Source organism: Micromonospora yangpuensis, assembly GCF_900091615.1.
GTDB classification, from domain to species: domain Bacteria; phylum Actinomycetota; class Actinomycetes; order Mycobacteriales; family Micromonosporaceae; genus Micromonospora; species Micromonospora yangpuensis.
Genome location: NZ_FMIA01000002.1, coordinates 3,059,157 through 3,077,027 on the forward strand (window position 1 = coordinate 3,059,157; position 17,871 = coordinate 3,077,027).

Here is a 17,871-nt window from a genome sequence, read left to right on the forward strand (position 1 = left end):
CGCACGGTGAACGATCTCCAGGGGGACTACCGCAGGGCGGGCTTCGGCGGCGGCCTGGGGCACGGATCGAGCCGCGCGCTGCTCGTGGTCGACCTCGTCCGGGCCTACCTCGATCCGGCGTCACCGCTCTACGCCGGCCAGCCGGAACCGCCGGCCCTGCGGGCCTGCGCCACACTGCTCGACGCCGCGCGGCGCCAGCACGTGCCGGTGATCCACACCCGGGTCGAGCTCGCCCCCGGTGGACTCGACGGCGGCCTGTTCACCCGCAAGGTGCCGGCCCTGCGGGTCTTCGAACGCGGCGGTGAGTTCGCCGCCGCACCACCGGAGCTGGCTCCCGTCGCCGGTGAACCGGTGGTGACCAAGCAGTACGCCAGCGCCTTCTTCGGCACCAGCCTGGCCAGCACCCTGCGGGTGCTCGGGGTGGACGCGTTGCTGATCGTCGGCGCCTCGACGAGCGGGTGCGTCCGGGCAACCGCGGTGGACGCGTTGCAGCACGGGTTCGTCCCGCTCGTCGTGGCCGACGCCTGTCTGGACCGGGACCCACGCCCGCACCAGGCCACGTTGTTCGACCTGGCCGCGAAGTACGCCGAGGTCCTGACCCTCGACGAGGCGATGGCGCTGCTCGGACCGGGAGGTGCGTGATGCGGGTCCTCGGGTACGCACGACGGCGGTTGCTCTTTCTGCCGGTGGGCCTGCTGTCCGTTATCGTGCTGGCGTTCCTTTTGGTCAACGCGTTGCCGGGCAACCCGGTGGGGGTCATCGCCGGCCCCGCGGCCGGCCCGGAGGAGTTGGCCGAGATCGAGCGCCGGCTCGGCCTGGACCGGCCCCTGTGGGAACGGTTCGTCGACTACGTGGGCGGCCTGGTCCGCGGTGACCTGGGATCGTCGTACTACACCGACCGGCCGATCCTGTCCGAGATCGCGCGGTTCGCCCCGGCCACCCTCGAACTGGTCTTCCTCTCGCTCACCCTCGCCGCCGTGCTCGGCGTGGCTCTGGGCACCGTGGGCGCGTACTTCAAGGGCACGCTTACCGACCGGGCCTCCCGGTTCGTCGTCACCACGTTCCAGTCGATCCCGGACTTCTTCCTGGCCCTGCTGCTGATCTACCTCTGCTTCTACCTCGCCGGCTGGGCACCGGCCCCGGTCGGTCGGCTCGGCCTGATGGACGAGCCACCGCCGACGGTCACCGGCGCGCTGCTGGTCGACGCACTGATCGCCGGTGACCTGGCCACCTTCCGCTCGGCGGTGGCGCACTCGATGCTGCCGGTGCTGACCCTGGGCATCTACTACTCGGCGTACTTCGCCCGCAGCACCTACGCCTCGCTGGTGCCCGCCCTGGAGTCCAAGCAGGTCGAGTTCGCCCGGGCCTGCGGCCTGCCCGAGCGGACCGTGCTCGGCTACGCCTTCCGGCAGGCCCGGACCCCGATCCTGACCTACGGCGGCATCCTGCTCGCCGCGCTGCTCGGCGGCGCGGCGATCATCGAGACCATCTTCTCCTGGGGCGGCTTCGGAGAGTGGGCCATCGACTCCATCCTCCAACTGGACATGCCGGCCGTCCAGGGCTTCATCCTGGTCGCCGGACTCGGAACCCTGTTGGCCTTCACCGCACTGGACATCCTGGTCGCGGTGCTCGATCCGAGGGTGCGTTATGACTGAGAGCCTGGCCGCCGATGCCACCACGGCCACCGCCCCGAAGACACCGAAGCGCCGCCGGAGCGGCCGACGACTGCGGCTCTGGGTGCCCACCGGCATCCTGACGGCCATGCTGGCCGCGGCCTACCTCGCGCCCCTGCCGCACGACCCGGCGGAGCCGCTGGCCAACCCGCTCGCGGCCCCCGACGGCGTGCACTGGATGGGCACCGACAAGTTCGGCATCGACGTCTTCAGCCGGCTGGTCGCCTCGGCCGGTGTGGACATCCCGCTGGCGCTGGCCGGCATGCTGATCTCGCTCGTGATCGGCGTGCTGCTCGGACTGGCCGCCCTGCACCGGGGGCCCTGGGGTGAGCGCGTCGTCCGCGCGCTCGACGTGTTCCAGGCGTTTCCGTTGCTGATCCTGGCCATCGCGCTGGTCGCCCTGATGGGCAACAACATCGAGAACGTCGTGGTGGCCATCGCCGTCATCAACGTTCCCCGGTTCGTCCGGCTGGTCCGCAGCGAGGGCCTGACCATCCGGGAGAGCCGGTACGTCGAGGCGGCACACGCCATCGGCGCGACCGGCCCCCGGGTCATGTTCCGGCACGTCCTGCCGAACATGACGGGCATCATCCTGGCCCAGGCGTCGCTGGCGGTGGCGCACTCGATCGTCGTGATCGCCTCGCTCTCCTTCCTGGGCATCGGCATCAACGCCGCCGACGCCAGCTGGGGAGCAATGATCCAGACAGGAGCACAGAACATGACGACCGGCCAGTGGTGGGTCTCGGTCTTTCCCGGCCTCGCCATCTTCCTGACCGTGCTGTGTTTCAACGCCATCAGCGACGAGTTGCAGGACACCTTCGGCCGGGCGAGGCAGCGGTGACCGCCCGCGACGTCCTACCCGGCACCGGTGCCCTCCCCGGGGCACCGGCCACCACCCAGCCGGCGGGCCGTCTGCTGGAGGTGAGCGGCCTGACCACCCGGTTCGACACCCCGGACGGCCTGGTGCACGCGGTCAACGGCGTCGACTTCCACGTAGACCGGGCGGAGATCGTCGGCGTGGTCGGGGAGAGCGGCTGCGGCAAGTCGGTGACCATCCGGTCGATTCTCGGGCTGGTCCGTCCGCCGGGGCGGGTGGTGGACGGCACCGCCATGTTCGACGGCGTCGACCTGCTTGGCCTGCGCGGCGCGCAGCTGCGCCGGCTGCGCGGACGGCAGATCGGGTTCATCGCGCAGAACCCGTTCAGCGCGCTGAACCCGGTGCTGCGCATCCACCGCCAGTTCGCCAACATCATGGCCGCGCACGGTGTCCGCTCGGGCGGCACGGCCCGGGACCGGGCCCGGACCGCACTGGCCGACGTCGGCATCGCCGGACCGGACCGGGTGCTCGACGGTTACCCGCACCAGTTGAGCGGCGGCATGGCCCAGCGGGTCGTCATCGCCATGGCCATGCTGCTCGACCCGGCCCTCGTCGTCGCCGACGAACCGACCACCGGCCTCGACCTGACCGTGCAGCGTCAGATCCTGGACCTGATCCGTGGCCTGGTCCAGCAGCACGGCCGGTCGATGCTGCTGGTCACCCACGACCTCGGGGTGGTGGCCCAGTACTGCGACCGGGTGGTGGTGATGTACGCCGGCAAGGTCATCGAACACGGTGCGGTGCGCGACGTGCTCAACACGCCGCGCCACCCGTACACGCAGGCGCTGATCCGGGCCGTGCCCCGACCCGGGCAGCCGTTGGTGCACCTCACCGGGCGACTTCCGGACCTGGTGGACTACCCGCGGGGGTGCCCCTTCCAGGCGCGCTGCCCGGATGCCTTCGCGCCCTGCGACCACGTGATCCCCGAAGCGGCGACCGTCGGAGGCGGCCAGACGTACTGGTGTCACCTGTCGAAGGAGCCGGAGGTCGTCAGGTGAGTCTGCTGAAGTTGGCGAACGTCAGCAAGGAGTTCCCGGTCGGTGGTGCCACCCGCGTCTACGCCCTCGACGACGTGTCGCTGTCGGTGGACGCCGGTGAGACGCTGGCGATCATCGGGGAGAGCGGGTCGGGCAAGTCGACGTTGGGCCGGCTGGCGCTGCGACTGATCGAGCCGACCCACGGGTCGGTCCACTTCCAGGGTACGGACGTGCTCGCGCTGCCCCCCGCCGAGCTGCGGCGACTACGGGCGAAGCTGCAGATCATCTTTCAGGAGCCGTTCGAGTCGTTGAACCCGCGGATGCGGGTGGCCGACATCGTCGGCGAGCCGCTGGCCATCCACCAGCCGAACATCTCGGCGGCCGACCGTCGCGCCCGGGTCAGCGCGGTGATCGAACAGGTGGGGCTCGCCCCCGACATGGCGCGGCGGTATCCCGGGGAACTCAGTGGCGGCCAGCAGCAACGCGTGGGCATCGCACGCGCGATCGTGACCAGGCCGGCCCTGATCGTCCTCGACGAGCCGACCTCGTCACTCGACCTGTCGGTGCGTGCCCAGATCCTGCAACTGCTGGCCGACCTGCAGACCGAACTCGGCATGGGGTACCTGTTCATCTCGCACGACATCCACACGGTCCGCTACGTCAGCGACCGGATCGCGGTCATGTACCGGGGCCGGGTGGTCGAGACCGGTCCCTCCGAGCGGGTGTTCGCCGACCCGCAGCACCCGTACACCCGGGCCCTGCTGGCCGCGGCGCTTCCGGTCGATCCCGACCAGGAGCTGCCGCCGGCCCGGCTGGTGGGCGAGCCGCTGAGCCCGACCCAGCGGGTGACCGGCTGTGTGCTGTACGGGCGCTGTCCGGTCAGCGAGGAGAAGTGTGTACAAATTGACGTCCGACTGGCTCCGATCGACGCGGACCGGCAGGTGGCCTGCGTGAAACCGGGCGCACCCGGTAGCTGACCGGGTGCGTGCCGGCCGGGCGGTGCCCCCGGTCGATGGTCGCCGCCGCCGACCGGGGGTGCTCAGGGTCGGGGCTCGGCGCGGTCCGTCATGGCGTCCAGCAGCACCCGGCGCGCGGCCAGCACGTGGGCCCGCATGGTGCTCGACGCCCACTCGGCGTCCCGGGTCCGCAGCGCCGCCACCAGATCACGGTGGTGCGCCATGCTGCGGGCCAGCGCGTCCGGTGTGTAGAGCCGGAACGCCCGGATGATCAGTGGCACCTCCACCACGGCCGACAACAGCGAGGTCAGCCGCGGACTCGCGGCGGCGCTGATGACCAGCCCGTGCAGCTCGGCGTTGAGGCTGGCGATCTCGTCCAGGTCCGGCGGGGTCATCCGCTCCGCCCGCTGTTCCATCTGGTCGCAGAGCAGGCTGAGCTTCGGTAGCCAGTCGGCGTCGATGCGGTGGGCGGCCAACGCCGCGCCGTAGCTCTCCAGCCGGGCCCGGATCTCGTAGGTGTCCTGCAGGTCACTGAGTGACCACTCCGCGACCCGGGCGCCGCGGTTGGGCTGGAAGACGACGAGCCCCTCCGCCGTGAGCCGGCGCAGAGCCTCCCGGATCGGCGTCCTGCTCACCCCGAACTGCCGGGACAGTTCGACCTCACCCAACCGTTCCCGTGGGCCGATGGAGCCGCTCAGAATCGCAGCCCGTAACGCCTCGTAGGCGTCCTGGCCGGCATTCGTCACCGTGCCTCCGTGGTGTCGAGTGATGGCGGGCTGGCATCCTTGCCGCCCGTCCGACGGTCTGAGATTGTATACACATGACGGTTGGTGTGGTGGAAGTGTCCCCCCGGGACGGGTTGCAGAACGAGGCCGAGATCCTGCCGACAGCGCGCAAGATCGAGCTCATCCGACGGTGCGTCGACGCCGGAGCCCGCCGGGTCGAGGCGGTCTCGTTCGTCCGCGCCGACCGGGTGCCCCAGATGGCCGATGCGGAGGCCGTCATGGCCGAGGTGCCCCGACACAGCGACGTATCGTACATCGGTCTGGTGCTCAACCGGCGCGGGCTCGACCGGGCGCTCGCCGCCGGGGTGGACGAGGTCAACTGTGTCGTGGTCGCCACCGAGACGTTCAGTCGACGCAACCAGGGCGCCTCGGTCGACGCCATGGTCCAGCAGTGGGCCGCGATAGCCGGAGCCGCCCACGCCGCCGGCCGGAAGGCCAGCGTCACCGTGGCCGCCGCCTTCGGCTGCCCCTTCGAGGGCGAGGTCGCCCCGACGGTCGTCGCCGACCTGGTGCGACGGTTGGCCGCCGCCGAGCCGGACGAGATCGCCCTGGCCGACACCATCGGTGTGGGAGTTCCCGCCCAGGTCCGGCAGCTGGTGCGGGCCGCCGCGGCGGCGGCCCCGGGGGTGCCGCTGCGCGCGCACTTCCACGACACCCGCAACACCGGCATCGCCAACGCGCTGGCGGCGGTCGAGGCCGGCGTGCGGGTTCTCGACGCCAGTGTCGGCGGGATCGGTGGCTGCCCCTTCGCCCCGGCGGCCACCGGCAACGTCGCGACCGAGGACCTGGTCTACGCGCTGCACCGCTCCGGTCATCCGACCGGCCTGGACCCCCGGCTGGTGATCGGGACGGCCGCCTGGATCGGCGACCAACTCGGCAAGGCCACTGTGCCGGGTGCGCTCGGTCGGGCCGGCTGGTTCCCGGCCGAGCCGCAGTGACCGCTCCGACCCCGGTGGTTCGGACGGGCGGTCGCGGGACCGCCGTCGTCGCCACGGCCGGGTTGCTCCGCGACACGATCAGGCGACCCCGTCAGGCGTTGTGTCCTCTGTTGGGTTGTTCGTCCTAATCTAGCGACGTTCACGTTTCTTTCGGTCGTCACCGCGCCGAGTCGCACGGTGACCCGTCCCGACGCGTCCGGCTCGGGCTCCCCACGGAGGTTGCAGATGGGCGATCGTGTGCGCAGACGTCAGTTGGTGGCTCTCTCGGGCACCGCCGGCGCCGTCGGCCTGCTCGGTCTGGTGGGCGCGGGCGGTGCCCTGGCCGACGGCGGGTCGGCGGGGCCGGCGGCCACCCCCGGATCGCCACCGGCGCTCGGCGGCCCCGGCGGCCCGGCCCCCTGTCCCACGCCCTCCGCGGCGTGTGGCTTCCCGGCAGACACCGGTGGCCGGTTCGACCTGTGGGACCGGGTGCAGGTCTGCGAGGGCACCAAGGTCGGCCCGCCCTTTTCGCAGTGCCTGCGGACGACACCCACCTACGTGATCCTCAACGGCGGGTCCGGGTCCAACCACGACTACCTGCTCGTCCCGAGCTGCCGCGTCCGGGGCATCGAGTGCCCGTGAATCACCACCGCCGCCGCCCCGAACTACTGGCTGGAGGCGTGGAACAACGCACAACCCGGGCAGCCGGGACAGGTCGTGTACCCCAACATCGGGCTGGGGATCAACTCGGCCGACCCGACGATCCGTACCCAGGACCAGCTGCACATCCACCTGGCCGGCATCCACTCCGGCATCCAGACCCAGCTGAACAGCCACGACAGCGCGATCAGCAACGACCCGGCGCGGTGGCGCAACCAGATCGTGCCGATCTGGGGGCTGACGAGCACCGGTACCCCGGCTCCCCGGTCCTACCGGGTGCTGCACGTGGCGAACCTCAACGACAACCTCTTCCGGCTGCTGCTGGACAGCGTGGTACGACCGACCGGCTCGACGATGGCCGCGCAGATGATGGCGGTGACGCCCCGCCTGATCGGCAACGGCGGGTTCTACGTGCTCAACAGCGAACCCGGACTGCCCGTCGCGATGGGGCAACCCGGCGGCACGGGCACCACCGACTTCCTGCTGGCGTACAACTGACCGGACAGCGCGTACGATGTCCCGTGGTGCTGGTTCGTCCCGCCCGTGAGGGTGGGACGTCGTAAGAGGGAACCCGGTGCGAGACCGGGACTGCCCCGCAGCGGTGAGTGGGAACGACCGCCGTCAACGAAGCACTGGACCGTGAGGTCTGGGAAGCGACGGCCAGTAGGCGACCTGTGTGTCACGCCCACGAGTCCGAAGACCTGCCAGCGCCGCGCACACCGCCGGTGTGCGCCGCCGGCGGCCCCTCGGGAGGGTCAGGGCGGAAGCCGGTGCCTCCAGGGCGCCTACCTTCCCCTCCCGTGCCCGCCGGGCGCTTCGAGGGAAGGACCCCCTGTCGATGAACACCGCATTCGGTCAGAGCACCGTGCTCGGGTATCCGCGCATCGGCGCCGACCGTGAACTGAAGAAGGCCGTCGAGGCGTACTGGGCCGGCGCCCTCGACGCCGACGGCCTGGCGCGTACCGCCGCCGGCCTGCGGGCCGAGGTGTGGCGGACGCTGCGCGACGCCCGCCTCGACGCGATCCCGTCGAACACCTTCTCCTACTACGACCACGTGCTGGACACCGCCGTCGCGGTCGGCGCCGTCCCGGCCCGGTTCGCCCGGTTGGGCCTGTCCGAGATGGACACCTACTTCGCCATGGCCCGGGGCGTCGAGACCGAGCCGGCGTTGGAGCTGACCAAGTGGTTCGCCACCAACTACCACTACCTGGTGCCGGAGATCGCCGCCGACACCGTCTTCACGGCGAACCCGGCCAAGGCGCTCACCGAGTACGCCGAGGCCCGCGCGCTGGGGCTGACCACCCGGCCGGTCCTGGTCGGACCGGCCACGTTCCTGCTGCTGGCCAAGGGCGACGACCCGTTCGCCCGCCTCGACGAGCTGGTCGGGACCTACGCGGAGATCCTCACCGCGTTGGCCGACGCGGGGGTGCCCTGGGTGCAGCTGGACGAGCCCGGCTACGTCACGGACCGCACCCCCGCCGAGATCGACGCGTTGCGCCGGGCCTACACCCGGCTCGGTACCCTCACCCACCGGCCCCGGATCTTCGTCGCCAGCTACTTCGGCGAACTCGGTGACGCGCTACCGGCGCTGCTGGACACCCCGGTCGAGGCGATCGGCCTGGACCTGGTCGCCGGCGCGGGAAACCTCCAGCGGCTGGCCGCCGCCGGCCCGCTGGGCGGCCGGACCATCGTCGCCGGCCTGGTCGACGGCCACAACATCTGGCGTACCGACCTGCGGGCCGCCGTCTCGATCGGGGCGACGATCGCCGGCCTGGCCGACCACGTCGCCGTCTCCACCTCCTGTTCCCTGCTGCACGTGCCGGTCGACCTGACCGCCGAGTCGCGTCTGGACCCCCGGCTGGCCGAACGGCTCGCGTTCGCCCGGCAGAAGGTCGACGAGGTCGTGCTGCTCGGCCGGGCGCTGCGCGACGGCACCACCGTGCTGCCCGCGCCGCTGCCGGCCGCCCCCGCCGCCTGGCGGCACGACGAGGTACGCGGCCGCCTCGCCGCGCTGCGCCCCACCGACCGGCGACGTGGCGACTACGAGACCCGGGCCGCCCGGCAGCAGGACCGGCTCGGCCTGCCGGAGCTGCCCACCACCACCATCGGGTCGTTCCCGCAGACCGACGAGCTGCGTCGGGCCCGCGCCGCGTACCGGGCGGGTGGCCTGGACGACGCCGGCTACACCGCGCGGATGCGCGCCGAGGTGGAACGGGTGATCCGGCTGCAGGAACGGCTGGGCCTGGACGTGCTGGTGCACGGCGAACCGGAACGCAACGACATGGTGCAGTACTTCGGCGAGCAGCTCGACGGGTTCGCCGCCACCGAACACGGTTGGGTGCAGTCCTACGGCTCCCGCTGCGTACGACCGCCGGTCATCTTCGGTGACGTGGCGCGTCGCGGGCCGATGACCCTCGACTGGTCCACCTACGCGCAGTCGCTTACCAGCAGACCGGTCAAGGGCATGCTCACCGGCCCGGTCACCATCCTGGCCTGGTCCTTCGTCCGCGCCGACCAGCCGCTGGCGGACACCGCCGACCAGGTGGCGCTGGCCCTGCGCGACGAGTGCCACGACCTGGAGGCCGCCGGGATCCGGGTGATCCAGGTCGACGAGCCGGCCCTGCGTGAGACGCTGCCGCTGCGCCGGGCCGACCAGCGGGCGTACCTGGACTGGGCGGTGGCCGCGTTCCGGCTGGCCACCAGCGGCGTCGCCGACGACACCCAGATCCACACCCACCTGTGCTATTCGGAGTTCGGTGAGGTGATCGACGCGATCGACGCCCTCGACGCCGACGTGACCAGCATCGAGGCGTCCCGGTCGAAGATGGAGGTCCTCGACGACCTGGCCGCCGTCGGCTACGGCCGGGGCGTCGGCCCCGGGGTGTGGGACATCCACTCGCCCCGGGTGCCCCCGGCCGACGAGGTGGTCGAGGCGCTGCGCCGGGCCGTGGCCGCGGTGCCGGCGTCCCGGCTGTGGGTCAACCCGGACTGCGGCCTGAAGACCCGCGGCTACCGCGAGGTCGAGGCGTCCCTGCGGCAGCTGGTCGCGGCCGCCGCCGAGGTACGCCGGGACTGACCGCGGCGGCACCGGACGGTCCCCACTGTCGGGGACTGTCCGGTGGCCCGGGGCCCCGCCGGCCGGGCGCCGCCGTGGCGGAGCCGACCGGTTCAGCCGGTCGGCGGGCGCCTGCCGATCGGTCACAGGGCGGGACGGACCCGGAAAGTGGCGGTGGCTGCCGAGGCGCCGTCGCCCACCCGGGAGATCCGCATCTGTCCCCGGGCGTCGTGCCGCAGGTAGTGCTCCGGATGGTTGGTCGTCCGCAGGGACGTGTGCGCGCCGCCGAGGCCGGGGACCGGGCAGAAGGTGGCGTCGGCGGCGAAGTCGGCACTGCCGTCGGCGCGGTGCAGGAACACCCGGAACTCGTGGTGGCGCAGGTAGTGGCCGGGGAAGTTCACCGACTCGAAGGAGACGCAGCTGCGGGTACCGAGACCGGCGCGCACGACGAACGCGGCGTCGGCCTTCGTACCGGTGTCGCTGCCCGCGTCGACCCGGTCGACGCGGGCCTCGAAGAAGGCGTGCCGGACCCGGTGGCCGGGCCGGCCGGCCAGTTCCAGGCCGATCCGGGCACCCGGGGTCAACGCGGGTCCGGCCGGGGAGGTCGGCGCGGCCGGAGCCGGCGCGGTGGAGCTGGTGGCGGGCTTCGCCGGGGTGCTGCCGGCGGTGGCCGGGGTGCTACCGGCGGTAGCCGGGGTGGACGCGTCGTGGTCGGTGCCGGCGGCACGCGGGTTGAGCCCCGGCTGCACGGTGGGGCCGTCGGCCGGGCCGGACGGCGTGGCGCTGCGTTCGGGGGTGCCCGAGCCGAGACCCTCCACTGTGTACGGCGCGCCGCCGTTGGCGGGAAAGTCCGCACCGCTCGGCACCCCGGCGACGAACTCACCGCGGACCGGTTCCTGGCTGGTGCCGGCGTACAGCGCCGTCACCGCCACGACACCGGTGAGGGCGACCAGGGCGACGCCGCCCATCAGCAGGGCGCGGCGCGGGCGGGCCCGATCGGTCAGGCCGCTGCGCGACGGGACGCCTGCCGGCGTGTCGGGTCCGGTCCGTCGGACGACGACGGCGCTCTGCCTGCCGGCGAGGTCGGCACCGGCCGGAGACACCCCGCTCGGCCAGGCGGTCGGGGGCAGGGTGACCGGAGGCGGCGGCGGTGCCGCGGCGCGGTGCCGGAGTAGACCGGCGGGCTCGTACCACTGCGGTCCGGTGTCCGGCCGGTCGGACCACCGGTCGGTGATGCCCCGGCCGGGCGGACCTGACCGGCGAATCCAGCCGCCGATCCGCAGGCGTGACTGGTCGTTGCCGGTTTCGGGCATAGTGGTCTCCTGCTACTTCCGGCGCACGCGCTCACCCGGACATGTCAGATTGTTGCCGGCATACGTTCTCATTTCCCACCCGACCAACGCCAGTACGCATGCCGATCCGTGATCAAGTTTATCCGGCGCCGGTCGAGGTCCACCGTGGACCTACCCGGGGCGCGCCGGTCAGCTCATGTCGATGCCGAACGCCTGTTCACGCACGTCGAGGTCCGGATGCCGACGCAGGTCGAGCAGCAGGTCCCGCCACGGGCCGGGCCACCCGAATCCGGCCCCGTGCCGGACCAACGCCACCGCCAGCAGTCCACCGGCCAGGTCACCACGTCCGGCCGACCGCCCGACCGTCGCGATGAGCACCGTCGGATCGAGCCGGTCGCGCAGGGCCTGCCGGCGGGCGTCGACCAGGTCGGCGACACCGACGGCGAGGCCGGGTCGACAGGTGACCGTGTCGGCGATCTCGTCCAGATTGTCCAGCCGGCCGAGGGCGACCAGTAGTTCGGTGGCCGTACCGGTGAAGGTGGGTCGGTCGGCCAGCCACCGCGCCGCCTCGACCAGGGCGTTCCGGTCGGCACCGGCCGGCCGGCCACCGGAGCGGACGGCCGCACCCCGGGCCAGGAGGTCGATACGGCGCCGGGCCGGGCGGTCCGCAGCGGGTCCACCGGGCCTGTCGTCGTACGCGTCCTCGTCGACCAGGCGGGTCCCGGGTCGCACCGCAGCACCGCCCCGGCGGTCTCGGTCCAGATCCGGGCCCGCCGCTCCGGCGGGGCCGCGGCCAGCCGCTCGCCGACCCGCTCCAGCAACGGCCCGGCGTGCCACCGGACCAGCCGTTCCGGGTGCAGCGCGTGTTCCAGGTCCGGCAGCAGCGCCCGTACCGTGTCGGTGCCGCAGGCGGGCAGTAGCGCGGCCGCCTCCTCGTCGCTGCAGCGCAGCGCCGCGTGTCCGCTGCCGCGCCGGAACGAGAGCGGGTTTCACCCCGGTCGGGCTGGACCGGGCGGCGGCTCAGGCCCGGCCGGTGACCAGGAACTGGAGCTGGTGTTCGTGGTCGGGGGCCACCCCGAACCGGCGGTCCAGCTCGTACACCGAGGTCAGCGGGGTGACCGTGACGTCGTCGAGTCCCGCCTTCTCCAGTACGGCGACAGTCTGGTCGATGGACTGTGCGGCGGCCAGCGGCAGCATCGCCCGGACCTGGTCGTCGTAGTGGTCGGCGAGGCCGCCCGGGGTCTCGGGCAGTCCGTCGGGGAACCAGGTGCTGTCGACGACCGCGACGGTGCCGCCCGGCCGCAGCAACCGGATCCAGTTCGCCACGGCGACCTCCGGCTCGCGCAGCGTCCACATCAGGTACCGACTGGTCACCGCGTCGAAGCTGGCGGCGGGAAAGTCGGGGTGGACGGCGTCACCGTGCCTGATCACCGGGCCGTCGGCCATCGCCGCGGCGTGCCGGCGGGCCCGCTCCAGCATGCCCTCGGCGAGGTCGATGCCGGTGACCCGGTGCCCGAGTCCGGCCAGCACCATCGCGGCCTGTCCGGTGCCGGTGCCGACGTCGAGGACGTCCAGCGGCGGGTCGGGCAGGGCCCGGGACCAGATCTCCGACCAGGCCCGCTGGTCGTCGGCGAAGCGGTCGGGGCGTTGCACGTACTCGTCGTAGCTGGGCGCGCGGCCGTTCCAGTAGGCGTCGATGCGGTGCTGGGCCGTCATGCGGCGATCCTCTCCTCGGTGGTCTGGTCGACCGGTTGGAACAACAGGTGGATGGCGCCGTCGAGGTCCAGCCGGCGGATGCCGATGCCGTAGACGGGTTCGAGGAGCACCGGGTCGAGCACCTCGTCGGTGGTGCCGGCGGCGACCACCCCGCCGGAGCCGAGCAGCACCAGGTCGTCGCAGTACCGGGCGGCGAGGTTGAGGTCGTGCAGCACGACCACCGAGCAGGTGCCCAGGTGGCGTACCAGGTGCAGGATCTCGTGCTGGTAGCGGATGTCCAGATGGTTGGTGGGCTCGTCGAGCAGCAGGTGGGTCGCCTGCTGGGCGAGCGCCCGGGCGATCAGCACCCGCTGGCGCTCACCGCCGGAGAGCTGGGTGAAGGCCCGGGCGGCCAGGTGTGAGCCGCCGACCCGGGCCAGAGCGCGGGCGGCGATCTCGTGGTCGACCCGGCCGGTGCGCTGGAACGTCGACAGGTGCGGACCCCGGCCCAGCAGCACCAGCTCCGCCACGGTCAACGCCGTCTCGCCGCCGGTCTCCTGCACCACCACGGCCAGCCGGCGCGCGGCCTCCCGTGGTGTCAGGGTGGACAACTCGTCGTCGTCCACCCGGACCTGGCCGGTACGGCTGTGCAGCGCCCCGTAGAGCAACCGCAGCAGGGTGGTCTTGCCGCTGCCGTTCGGGCCGATCAGGCCGAGGACCCGACCCGGCCGGGCGGTCACGGTCACCGCGTCGATCACCGGGTTGGTGCCGTAGTGCCAGGAGACGCCGGTCGCGGAGATCACGGGGCCGCCGGGAAGCGCCGCACGATGCGTTCGAGGCCGTCGATCGACAGCGGGGTGGGTGGCTCGGTGAAGTTGAACAGCTGGGTCATCACGTTGCCCGCCCGGACGGCCTTGAGCTTCTCGGCGCCGGGCAGTCCGGTGAGTCCCTGCTCGACCGCCCGGGGATCACCGTCGCCGTGGAGCAGGATCAGCACGTCGGGGTCGCGGCCGAGCAGTTCCTCCACGGTGACCTCGAAGACCCGTTCCCGGACGTCGGCGAAGACGTTGCGGAACCCGGCGGCCTCCAACTGGGGGTGGGCCATGCTGGCGGTGCCGTAGGCGTAGGTGGTGCCACCACCGACGGTCGGATACAGCACCGCCGCCGTACGCCCGTCAGCCGGCGCCGAAGCCTGGGTCTGGATCCTGGTCATCCGCTCGCGCAGCGCGGTGACCGCCGTGGCGGCCTCGGTGTCCCGGTCGAACACCCGGCCGTAGGCCCGCATCTGCTCGTAGATGTCGTCGAAGGTCGGCGCACCGGTGCTGTCGGGGCACATGGCCGGCTCCTCCAACAGCGGGATGTCCACCGCGGAGAGGGTGTCGCGGGACAGGTTGTCGACCTCACCGAGCACCAGGTCCGGCTGTTGACTGATCACCACCTCCTTGGAGATCTGCAGGTGGCCGCTGGTGTCGGTCTTGTCGGTCAGCAGCGGGATCCGGTCCAGCTCGGCCTGGGTGGCCGCGTCGTAGTACTCCTTCGGGTACTGCCCGGCGCGGGCGGTGACCCGGTCCATCACCCCGAGCGCGTGCAGGTACGGCACGGCGGAACTCTTGAGCAGCACGACACGTTGCGGCGCGTCGTCGAAGGTCACCTGCGCGCCGCAGTTGGTCACGGTGAGCGGGTAGCCGGGCCCGGCGGCCGTGGTCGCTCCGCCACCGTCGGACCCGCACGCGGCGAGCAGCAGCACGCAGACGGACGCGGCAGCGGTGCCGGCGAGGCGGTACGTCGTCAAGTCTTCTCCTGGACTCGTCGGGGCGCTCAGGCGCCGGTGGCGTGTAGTCGACGGATCAGGACCACCAGGAAGGGGGCCCCGAGCAGGCTGGTGATGATGCCGATCGGGATCTCCTGCGGGGCCAGCAGGACCCGGGCCAGGACGTCGGCCCAGACCAGCAGGATGGCCCCGAGCAGGGCGGCCACCGGCACCACCCGGACGTGCGGTGCCCCGACGATGCGGCGGGCCAGGTGGGGCACGACGAGTCCGACGAAGCCGATGCTGCCGGCGGCGGAGACCAGCACCCCGACGCTGAGTGAGACCAGCACCAGCAGCCGCATCCGGAACCGGTCCGGTGACACGCCCAGGGTCTGGGCGGTCTCGTCGCCGATGGCCAGGACGTCGAGTCGGCGGCCCAGCACGGTGAGGTAGGCCATGGTGACGCCCACCACGATCGCGGCCACCAGCAGCAGCGCGTTCCACCGGGCCAGTCCGAGGGAGCCGAGCAGCCAGAACATCACCGACCGGGAGCCCTCGGCCGAGCCGGAGGCGAAGATCAGGAAGCTGGTGGTGGCGTACAGCGCGTAGCCGACGGCGACCCCGGCGAGCAGCAACCGGATCGAGGTCACCCGGCCGCCGCTGCGGGCGATCACAAAGACCAGCAGCGACGCGGCGAGCGCGCCGAGGAAGGCGCTGGTGGAGAGGGCGTACTGGCCGAAACCGGCGCCGGCGCCGAACAGGATCGCCGCCGCGGCACCGCTGGAGGCCCCGGAGTTGATGCCCAGCAGATAGGGGTCGGCCAGCACGTTGCGCACCATCGCCTGCAGGGCCACCCCGCACACCGCAAGCCCCGCGCCGACCAGCATCCCGAGCAGCACCCGGGGCAGCCGGACCTGCCAGACGATGGCCTGCTCCGGCAGGGTCCAGGTCACCTCGCCGGGCCAGCCGACGAGCTGGTGCCCGATGATGCGCGCCACGGTCAGCGGCGCGATCCCGATCGCCCCGGTGCCGACCGCGACCACCCCGGTCACGGTCAGGGCGGCGGTCAGCGCGAGCAGCCAGAGCGCGGTCCGGCGACGCTGCGCCGCGACGCCGAGCAGTTCCGTCCGGCCGCTCATCAGGGCGGTACCCACCACCGTTCCCCTTCTGCAGCGCCGATGCTTCTGCAAAAGTATGGCAACAAGCCGGTGGTGTGATCCGGCCGGGGTGGCTAGGCCGGGACCACCTGCGGATCGCCGGCGGCGTCGTGGGCCGCCATGGTCTCCTGCCGGTTGGCCTCCTCGCGCAGGATGGCGCTGTGCAGCCACGCCGGCGGGATGCCGAAGGCGTCCACCAGCGTGCCCATCTGCGGGCGCAGCTCCTTGAGCAGACCGTTGACCACCGCCGTGACGGCCTTGGACCGGGCCGGGGTGAGCCGCCCGTGCTCCAGGAACCACCCCTTGTGGGTCTCGATGACGCTGAGCGCGTAGAGGTCGCAGACCCGGGAGAGCAGGGCCCGCGCCGCCGGGTCCGTGGTGGCCTCGACGCCGGCGACGAACGCCTCCAGGGTGATCCGGTCGACGTGCGCGGCGGCCAGGGTCAGGACGTGGTCCTGGACGTCGTTGAAGATGTCGAAGGGGCGGTCCTTCTTTGTCGCCGCGCCGTTGCGCAGCCGCCGGATCGCGCCGTCGAGCAGGTGCTTCTCGCGGTCCTCGAAGACCTTGAGCTGCCAGCCCCGGTCGGTGACGGCGACCTCGTCGTCCTGGCCGGGCACGGCGCTGATCAGCCGCTGGATGAGTGACCGCGCGGCGGTCCGCTCGATCATCATCTCCCGGACCTGCTCGGCGACGAAGGAGGCCCTGCCCCAGCCGTCCAGCGAGCCGAAGGCGTCCCGGTAGCCGGTCAGCAGTCCCTTGGCCACCATCTGCAGCAGCACCGTGTTGTCGCCCTCGAACGTGGTGAAGACGTCGATGTCGGCCTTGAGCCCGGGTAGCCGGTTCTCGGCCAGGTAGCCCGCGCCGCCGCAGGCCTCCCGGCAGGTCTGGATGGTGCGGGTGGCGTGCCAGGTCTGGGCGGCCTTCAGCCCGGCGGCCCGGGACTCCAGCTCCCGCTGCCGGTGCTCGTCGAGCGGGCTGTCGTCGCGGTGCGCCTGGTCGAGGGCGGTGACCAGCTCGGTGTGCGCGAAGTGCAACGCGTACGTGGTGGCCAGCGCGGGCAGCAGCTTGCGCTGGTGGGCGAGGTAGTCGTTGAGCAGCACCTCCCGCTCGGCCCCGGGGGTACCGAACTGGCGGCGCAGGTCGCCGTAGCGCACCGCGATGGTCAGCGCCGACCTGGTGGCCGCCGACGCCGCACCGCCCACGCTGACCCGGCCCCGGACCAGGGTGCCGAGCATGGTGAAGAAGCGCCGGGAGTCGTTGTCGATCGGGCTGGTGTACGTGCCGTCCGCCGCGACCTGGCCGTAGCGGTCCAGCAGCATGTCCCGCGGCACGCTGACGTGGTCGAAGGAGATCCGGCCGTTGTCCACCCCGGCCAGGCCGGCCTTGGGCCCGGCGTCGCCGATGGTCACCCCGGGCATCGGGTTGCCCCGCTCGTCGCGGATCGGCACCAACCACGCGTGTACGCCGTGCCGCTGCCCGCCCGTGATCAACTGGGCGAAGACCACCGCCATCCGGCCGTCCCGGGCGGCGTTGCCGATGTAGTCCTTGCGGGCCGCCTCGTGCGGGGTGTGCAGGTCGAAGGTCTGCGTCTGCGGATCGTAGGTGCAGGTGGTGCGCAGTTGCTGGACGTCGGAGCCGTGGCCGGTCTCGGTCATCGCGAAGCAGCCGAGGAGCTTCGCCGAGGCGATGTCACGCAGGTACGCCTCGTGGTGCCGCCGGGTGCCCAGGGCCACGACCGCCCCGCCGAACAGGCCCCACTGCACGCCCGCCTTGACCATCAGCGACAGGTCCACCTGGGCCAGCATCTCGCTGGCCACGATCGAGGCGCCGACGTCGGACCGGCCGCCGTGACCGGTGGGGAAGGCCGAGGCGATGCCCACCTCGGTGGGCAGTTCGGTGAGCAGCCGGGTGATCCGCTCCCGCGCCTGGTCGCCGCTCTCGCCGTACACCGGTAGGAAGCGTTCGTCGAGGTGTGCCCGGTGCGCGTCGCGGACCTCGGCCCACGGGCCGTCGAGCACCTGGCGCAGGACGGTGGGGTCGACGGGGCCGGGCGCGTGATCGGTCATGGCTACCTCGC

General features: G+C 72.4%; 17 protein-coding genes and 1 riboswitch. Of the genes, 9 read left to right on the forward strand and 8 right to left on the reverse strand.

Annotated features, from left to right (window positions below):
• The first annotated feature begins 6 nt into the window (after positions 1-6).
• Genes GA0070617_RS13980 through GA0070617_RS14000 form a run of 5 tightly spaced genes read left to right on the forward strand, consistent with a single transcriptional unit; the run spans position 7 to position 4,504 of the window.
• Complete coding sequence (locus GA0070617_RS13980) at positions 7-642, forward strand: isochorismatase family protein (protein WP_091437336.1); 636 nt, start codon at positions 7-9, stop codon at positions 640-642.
• On the forward strand, positions 642-1,655 hold the full coding sequence (locus GA0070617_RS13985) for an ABC transporter permease (protein WP_091446382.1): 1,014 nt from the start codon (positions 642-644) through the stop codon (positions 1,653-1,655). Before GA0070617_RS13980 ends, GA0070617_RS13985 begins: the two co-directional genes overlap by 1 nt.
• The gene (locus GA0070617_RS13990) at positions 1,648-2,514 is read left to right on the forward strand and encodes an ABC transporter permease (RefSeq protein ID WP_091437340.1); all 867 of its coding nucleotides are present in this window, start codon (positions 1,648-1,650) and stop codon (positions 2,512-2,514) included. The genes GA0070617_RS13985 and GA0070617_RS13990 overlap by 8 nt, the downstream gene beginning before the upstream one ends.
• Positions 2,511-3,548, forward strand: coding sequence for an ABC transporter ATP-binding protein (locus GA0070617_RS13995; RefSeq protein WP_175440527.1), 1,038 nt, complete (start codon positions 2,511-2,513; stop codon positions 3,546-3,548). Before GA0070617_RS13990 ends, GA0070617_RS13995 begins: the two co-directional genes overlap by 4 nt.
• Entirely contained in the window at positions 3,545-4,504 is a 960-nt protein-coding gene (locus GA0070617_RS14000; protein WP_091437348.1) for an ABC transporter ATP-binding protein, read from the forward strand. Before GA0070617_RS13995 ends, GA0070617_RS14000 begins: the two co-directional genes overlap by 4 nt.
• A 62-nt stretch (positions 4,505-4,566) precedes the next feature.
• Here GA0070617_RS14000 and GA0070617_RS14005 read toward each other — a convergent pair whose 3' ends face one another.
• On the reverse strand, positions 4,567-5,229 hold the full coding sequence (locus GA0070617_RS14005) for a GntR family transcriptional regulator (protein WP_091437351.1): 663 nt from the start codon (positions 5,227-5,229) through the stop codon (positions 4,567-4,569).
• A gap of 74 nt (positions 5,230-5,303) precedes the next feature.
• Between GA0070617_RS14005 and GA0070617_RS14010 the strand changes: the two genes are divergently transcribed.
• From GA0070617_RS14010 to metE, 4 genes are all read left to right on the forward strand, one after another.
• The gene (locus GA0070617_RS14010; RefSeq protein ID WP_091437354.1) at positions 5,304-6,206 is read left to right on the forward strand and encodes a hydroxymethylglutaryl-CoA lyase; all 903 of its coding nucleotides are present in this window, start codon (positions 5,304-5,306) and stop codon (positions 6,204-6,206) included.
• A 225-nt stretch (positions 6,207-6,431) separates the two neighbouring features.
• A complete protein-coding gene (locus tag GA0070617_RS31485) occupies positions 6,432-6,827 on the forward strand; it encodes a hypothetical protein (protein WP_229688499.1) in 396 nt (131 codons plus the stop codon).
• On the forward strand, positions 6,828-7,343 hold the full coding sequence (locus GA0070617_RS31490) for a CDP-diacylglycerol diphosphatase (protein ID WP_268239719.1): 516 nt from the start codon (positions 6,828-6,830) through the stop codon (positions 7,341-7,343).
• Positions 7,344-7,356: 13 nt separating this feature from the next.
• Positions 7,357-7,568: riboswitch (cobalamin riboswitch) on the forward strand.
• 115 nt (positions 7,569-7,683) lie between these two features.
• Positions 7,684-9,921, forward strand: coding sequence for a 5-methyltetrahydropteroyltriglutamate--homocysteine S-methyltransferase (gene metE / locus GA0070617_RS14020; protein ID WP_091437357.1), 2,238 nt, complete (start codon positions 7,684-7,686; stop codon positions 9,919-9,921).
• Between the two features lie 122 nt (positions 9,922-10,043).
• On the opposite strand, the gene GA0070617_RS14025 is transcribed toward metE, so the two are convergent.
• The 7 genes from GA0070617_RS14025 to GA0070617_RS14055 form a co-directional block, all read right to left on the reverse strand.
• Positions 10,044-11,213, reverse strand: coding sequence for an AbfB domain-containing protein (locus GA0070617_RS14025; protein WP_091437360.1), 1,170 nt, complete (start codon positions 11,211-11,213; stop codon positions 10,044-10,046).
• A 168-nt stretch (positions 11,214-11,381) separates the two neighbouring features.
• Positions 11,382-11,924, reverse strand: a complete 543-nt coding sequence (locus tag GA0070617_RS14030) for a hypothetical protein (RefSeq protein WP_091437363.1) — start codon at positions 11,922-11,924, stop codon at positions 11,382-11,384.
• 288 nt (positions 11,925-12,212) lie between these two features.
• Positions 12,213-12,908 (reverse strand): class I SAM-dependent methyltransferase, encoded by a 696-nt coding sequence (locus GA0070617_RS14035; RefSeq protein WP_091437366.1) that lies wholly within the window; start codon positions 12,906-12,908, stop codon positions 12,213-12,215.
• A complete protein-coding gene (locus GA0070617_RS14040; protein ID WP_091437370.1) occupies positions 12,905-13,690 on the reverse strand; it encodes an ABC transporter ATP-binding protein in 786 nt (261 codons plus the stop codon). Before GA0070617_RS14040 ends, GA0070617_RS14035 begins: the two co-directional genes overlap by 4 nt.
• Positions 13,687-14,679, reverse strand: coding sequence for an ABC transporter substrate-binding protein (locus tag GA0070617_RS14045; protein WP_091437374.1), 993 nt, complete (start codon positions 14,677-14,679; stop codon positions 13,687-13,689). The genes GA0070617_RS14040 and GA0070617_RS14045 overlap by 4 nt, the downstream gene beginning before the upstream one ends.
• A 26-nt stretch (positions 14,680-14,705) precedes the next feature.
• Positions 14,706-15,791 (reverse strand): FecCD family ABC transporter permease, encoded by a 1,086-nt coding sequence (locus GA0070617_RS14050; RefSeq protein WP_244891685.1) that lies wholly within the window; start codon positions 15,789-15,791, stop codon positions 14,706-14,708.
• A gap of 77 nt (positions 15,792-15,868) precedes the next feature.
• Positions 15,869-17,860, reverse strand: a complete 1,992-nt coding sequence (locus tag GA0070617_RS14055; RefSeq protein ID WP_091437377.1) for an acyl-CoA dehydrogenase family protein — start codon at positions 17,858-17,860, stop codon at positions 15,869-15,871.
• Between the last annotated feature and the right edge of the window lie 11 nt (positions 17,861-17,871).

Excerpts from the sequence above, each read along its gene's own strand:
- GA0070617_RS14055 (WP_091437377.1), bottom strand. The coding sequence starts at position 17,860 with ATGACCGATCACGCGCCCGGCCCCGTCGACCCCACCGTCCTGCGCCAG.
- metE (WP_091437357.1), top strand. The coding sequence starts at position 7,684 with ATGAACACCGCATTCGGTCAGAGCACCGTGCTCGGGTATCCGCGCATC.
- GA0070617_RS31485 (WP_229688499.1), top strand. The coding sequence starts at position 6,432 with ATGGGCGATCGTGTGCGCAGACGTCAGTTGGTGGCTCTCTCGGGCACC.
- GA0070617_RS13985 (WP_091446382.1), top strand. The coding sequence starts at position 642 with ATGCGGGTCCTCGGGTACGCACGACGGCGGTTGCTCTTTCTGCCGGTG.
- GA0070617_RS14025 (WP_091437360.1), bottom strand. The coding sequence starts at position 11,213 with ATGCCCGAAACCGGCAACGACCAGTCACGCCTGCGGATCGGCGGCTGG.
- GA0070617_RS13990 (WP_091437340.1), top strand. The coding sequence starts at position 1,648 with ATGACTGAGAGCCTGGCCGCCGATGCCACCACGGCCACCGCCCCGAAG.
- GA0070617_RS14010 (WP_091437354.1), top strand. The coding sequence starts at position 5,304 with ATGACGGTTGGTGTGGTGGAAGTGTCCCCCCGGGACGGGTTGCAGAAC.
- GA0070617_RS14035 (WP_091437366.1), bottom strand. The coding sequence starts at position 12,908 with ATGACGGCCCAGCACCGCATCGACGCCTACTGGAACGGCCGCGCGCCC.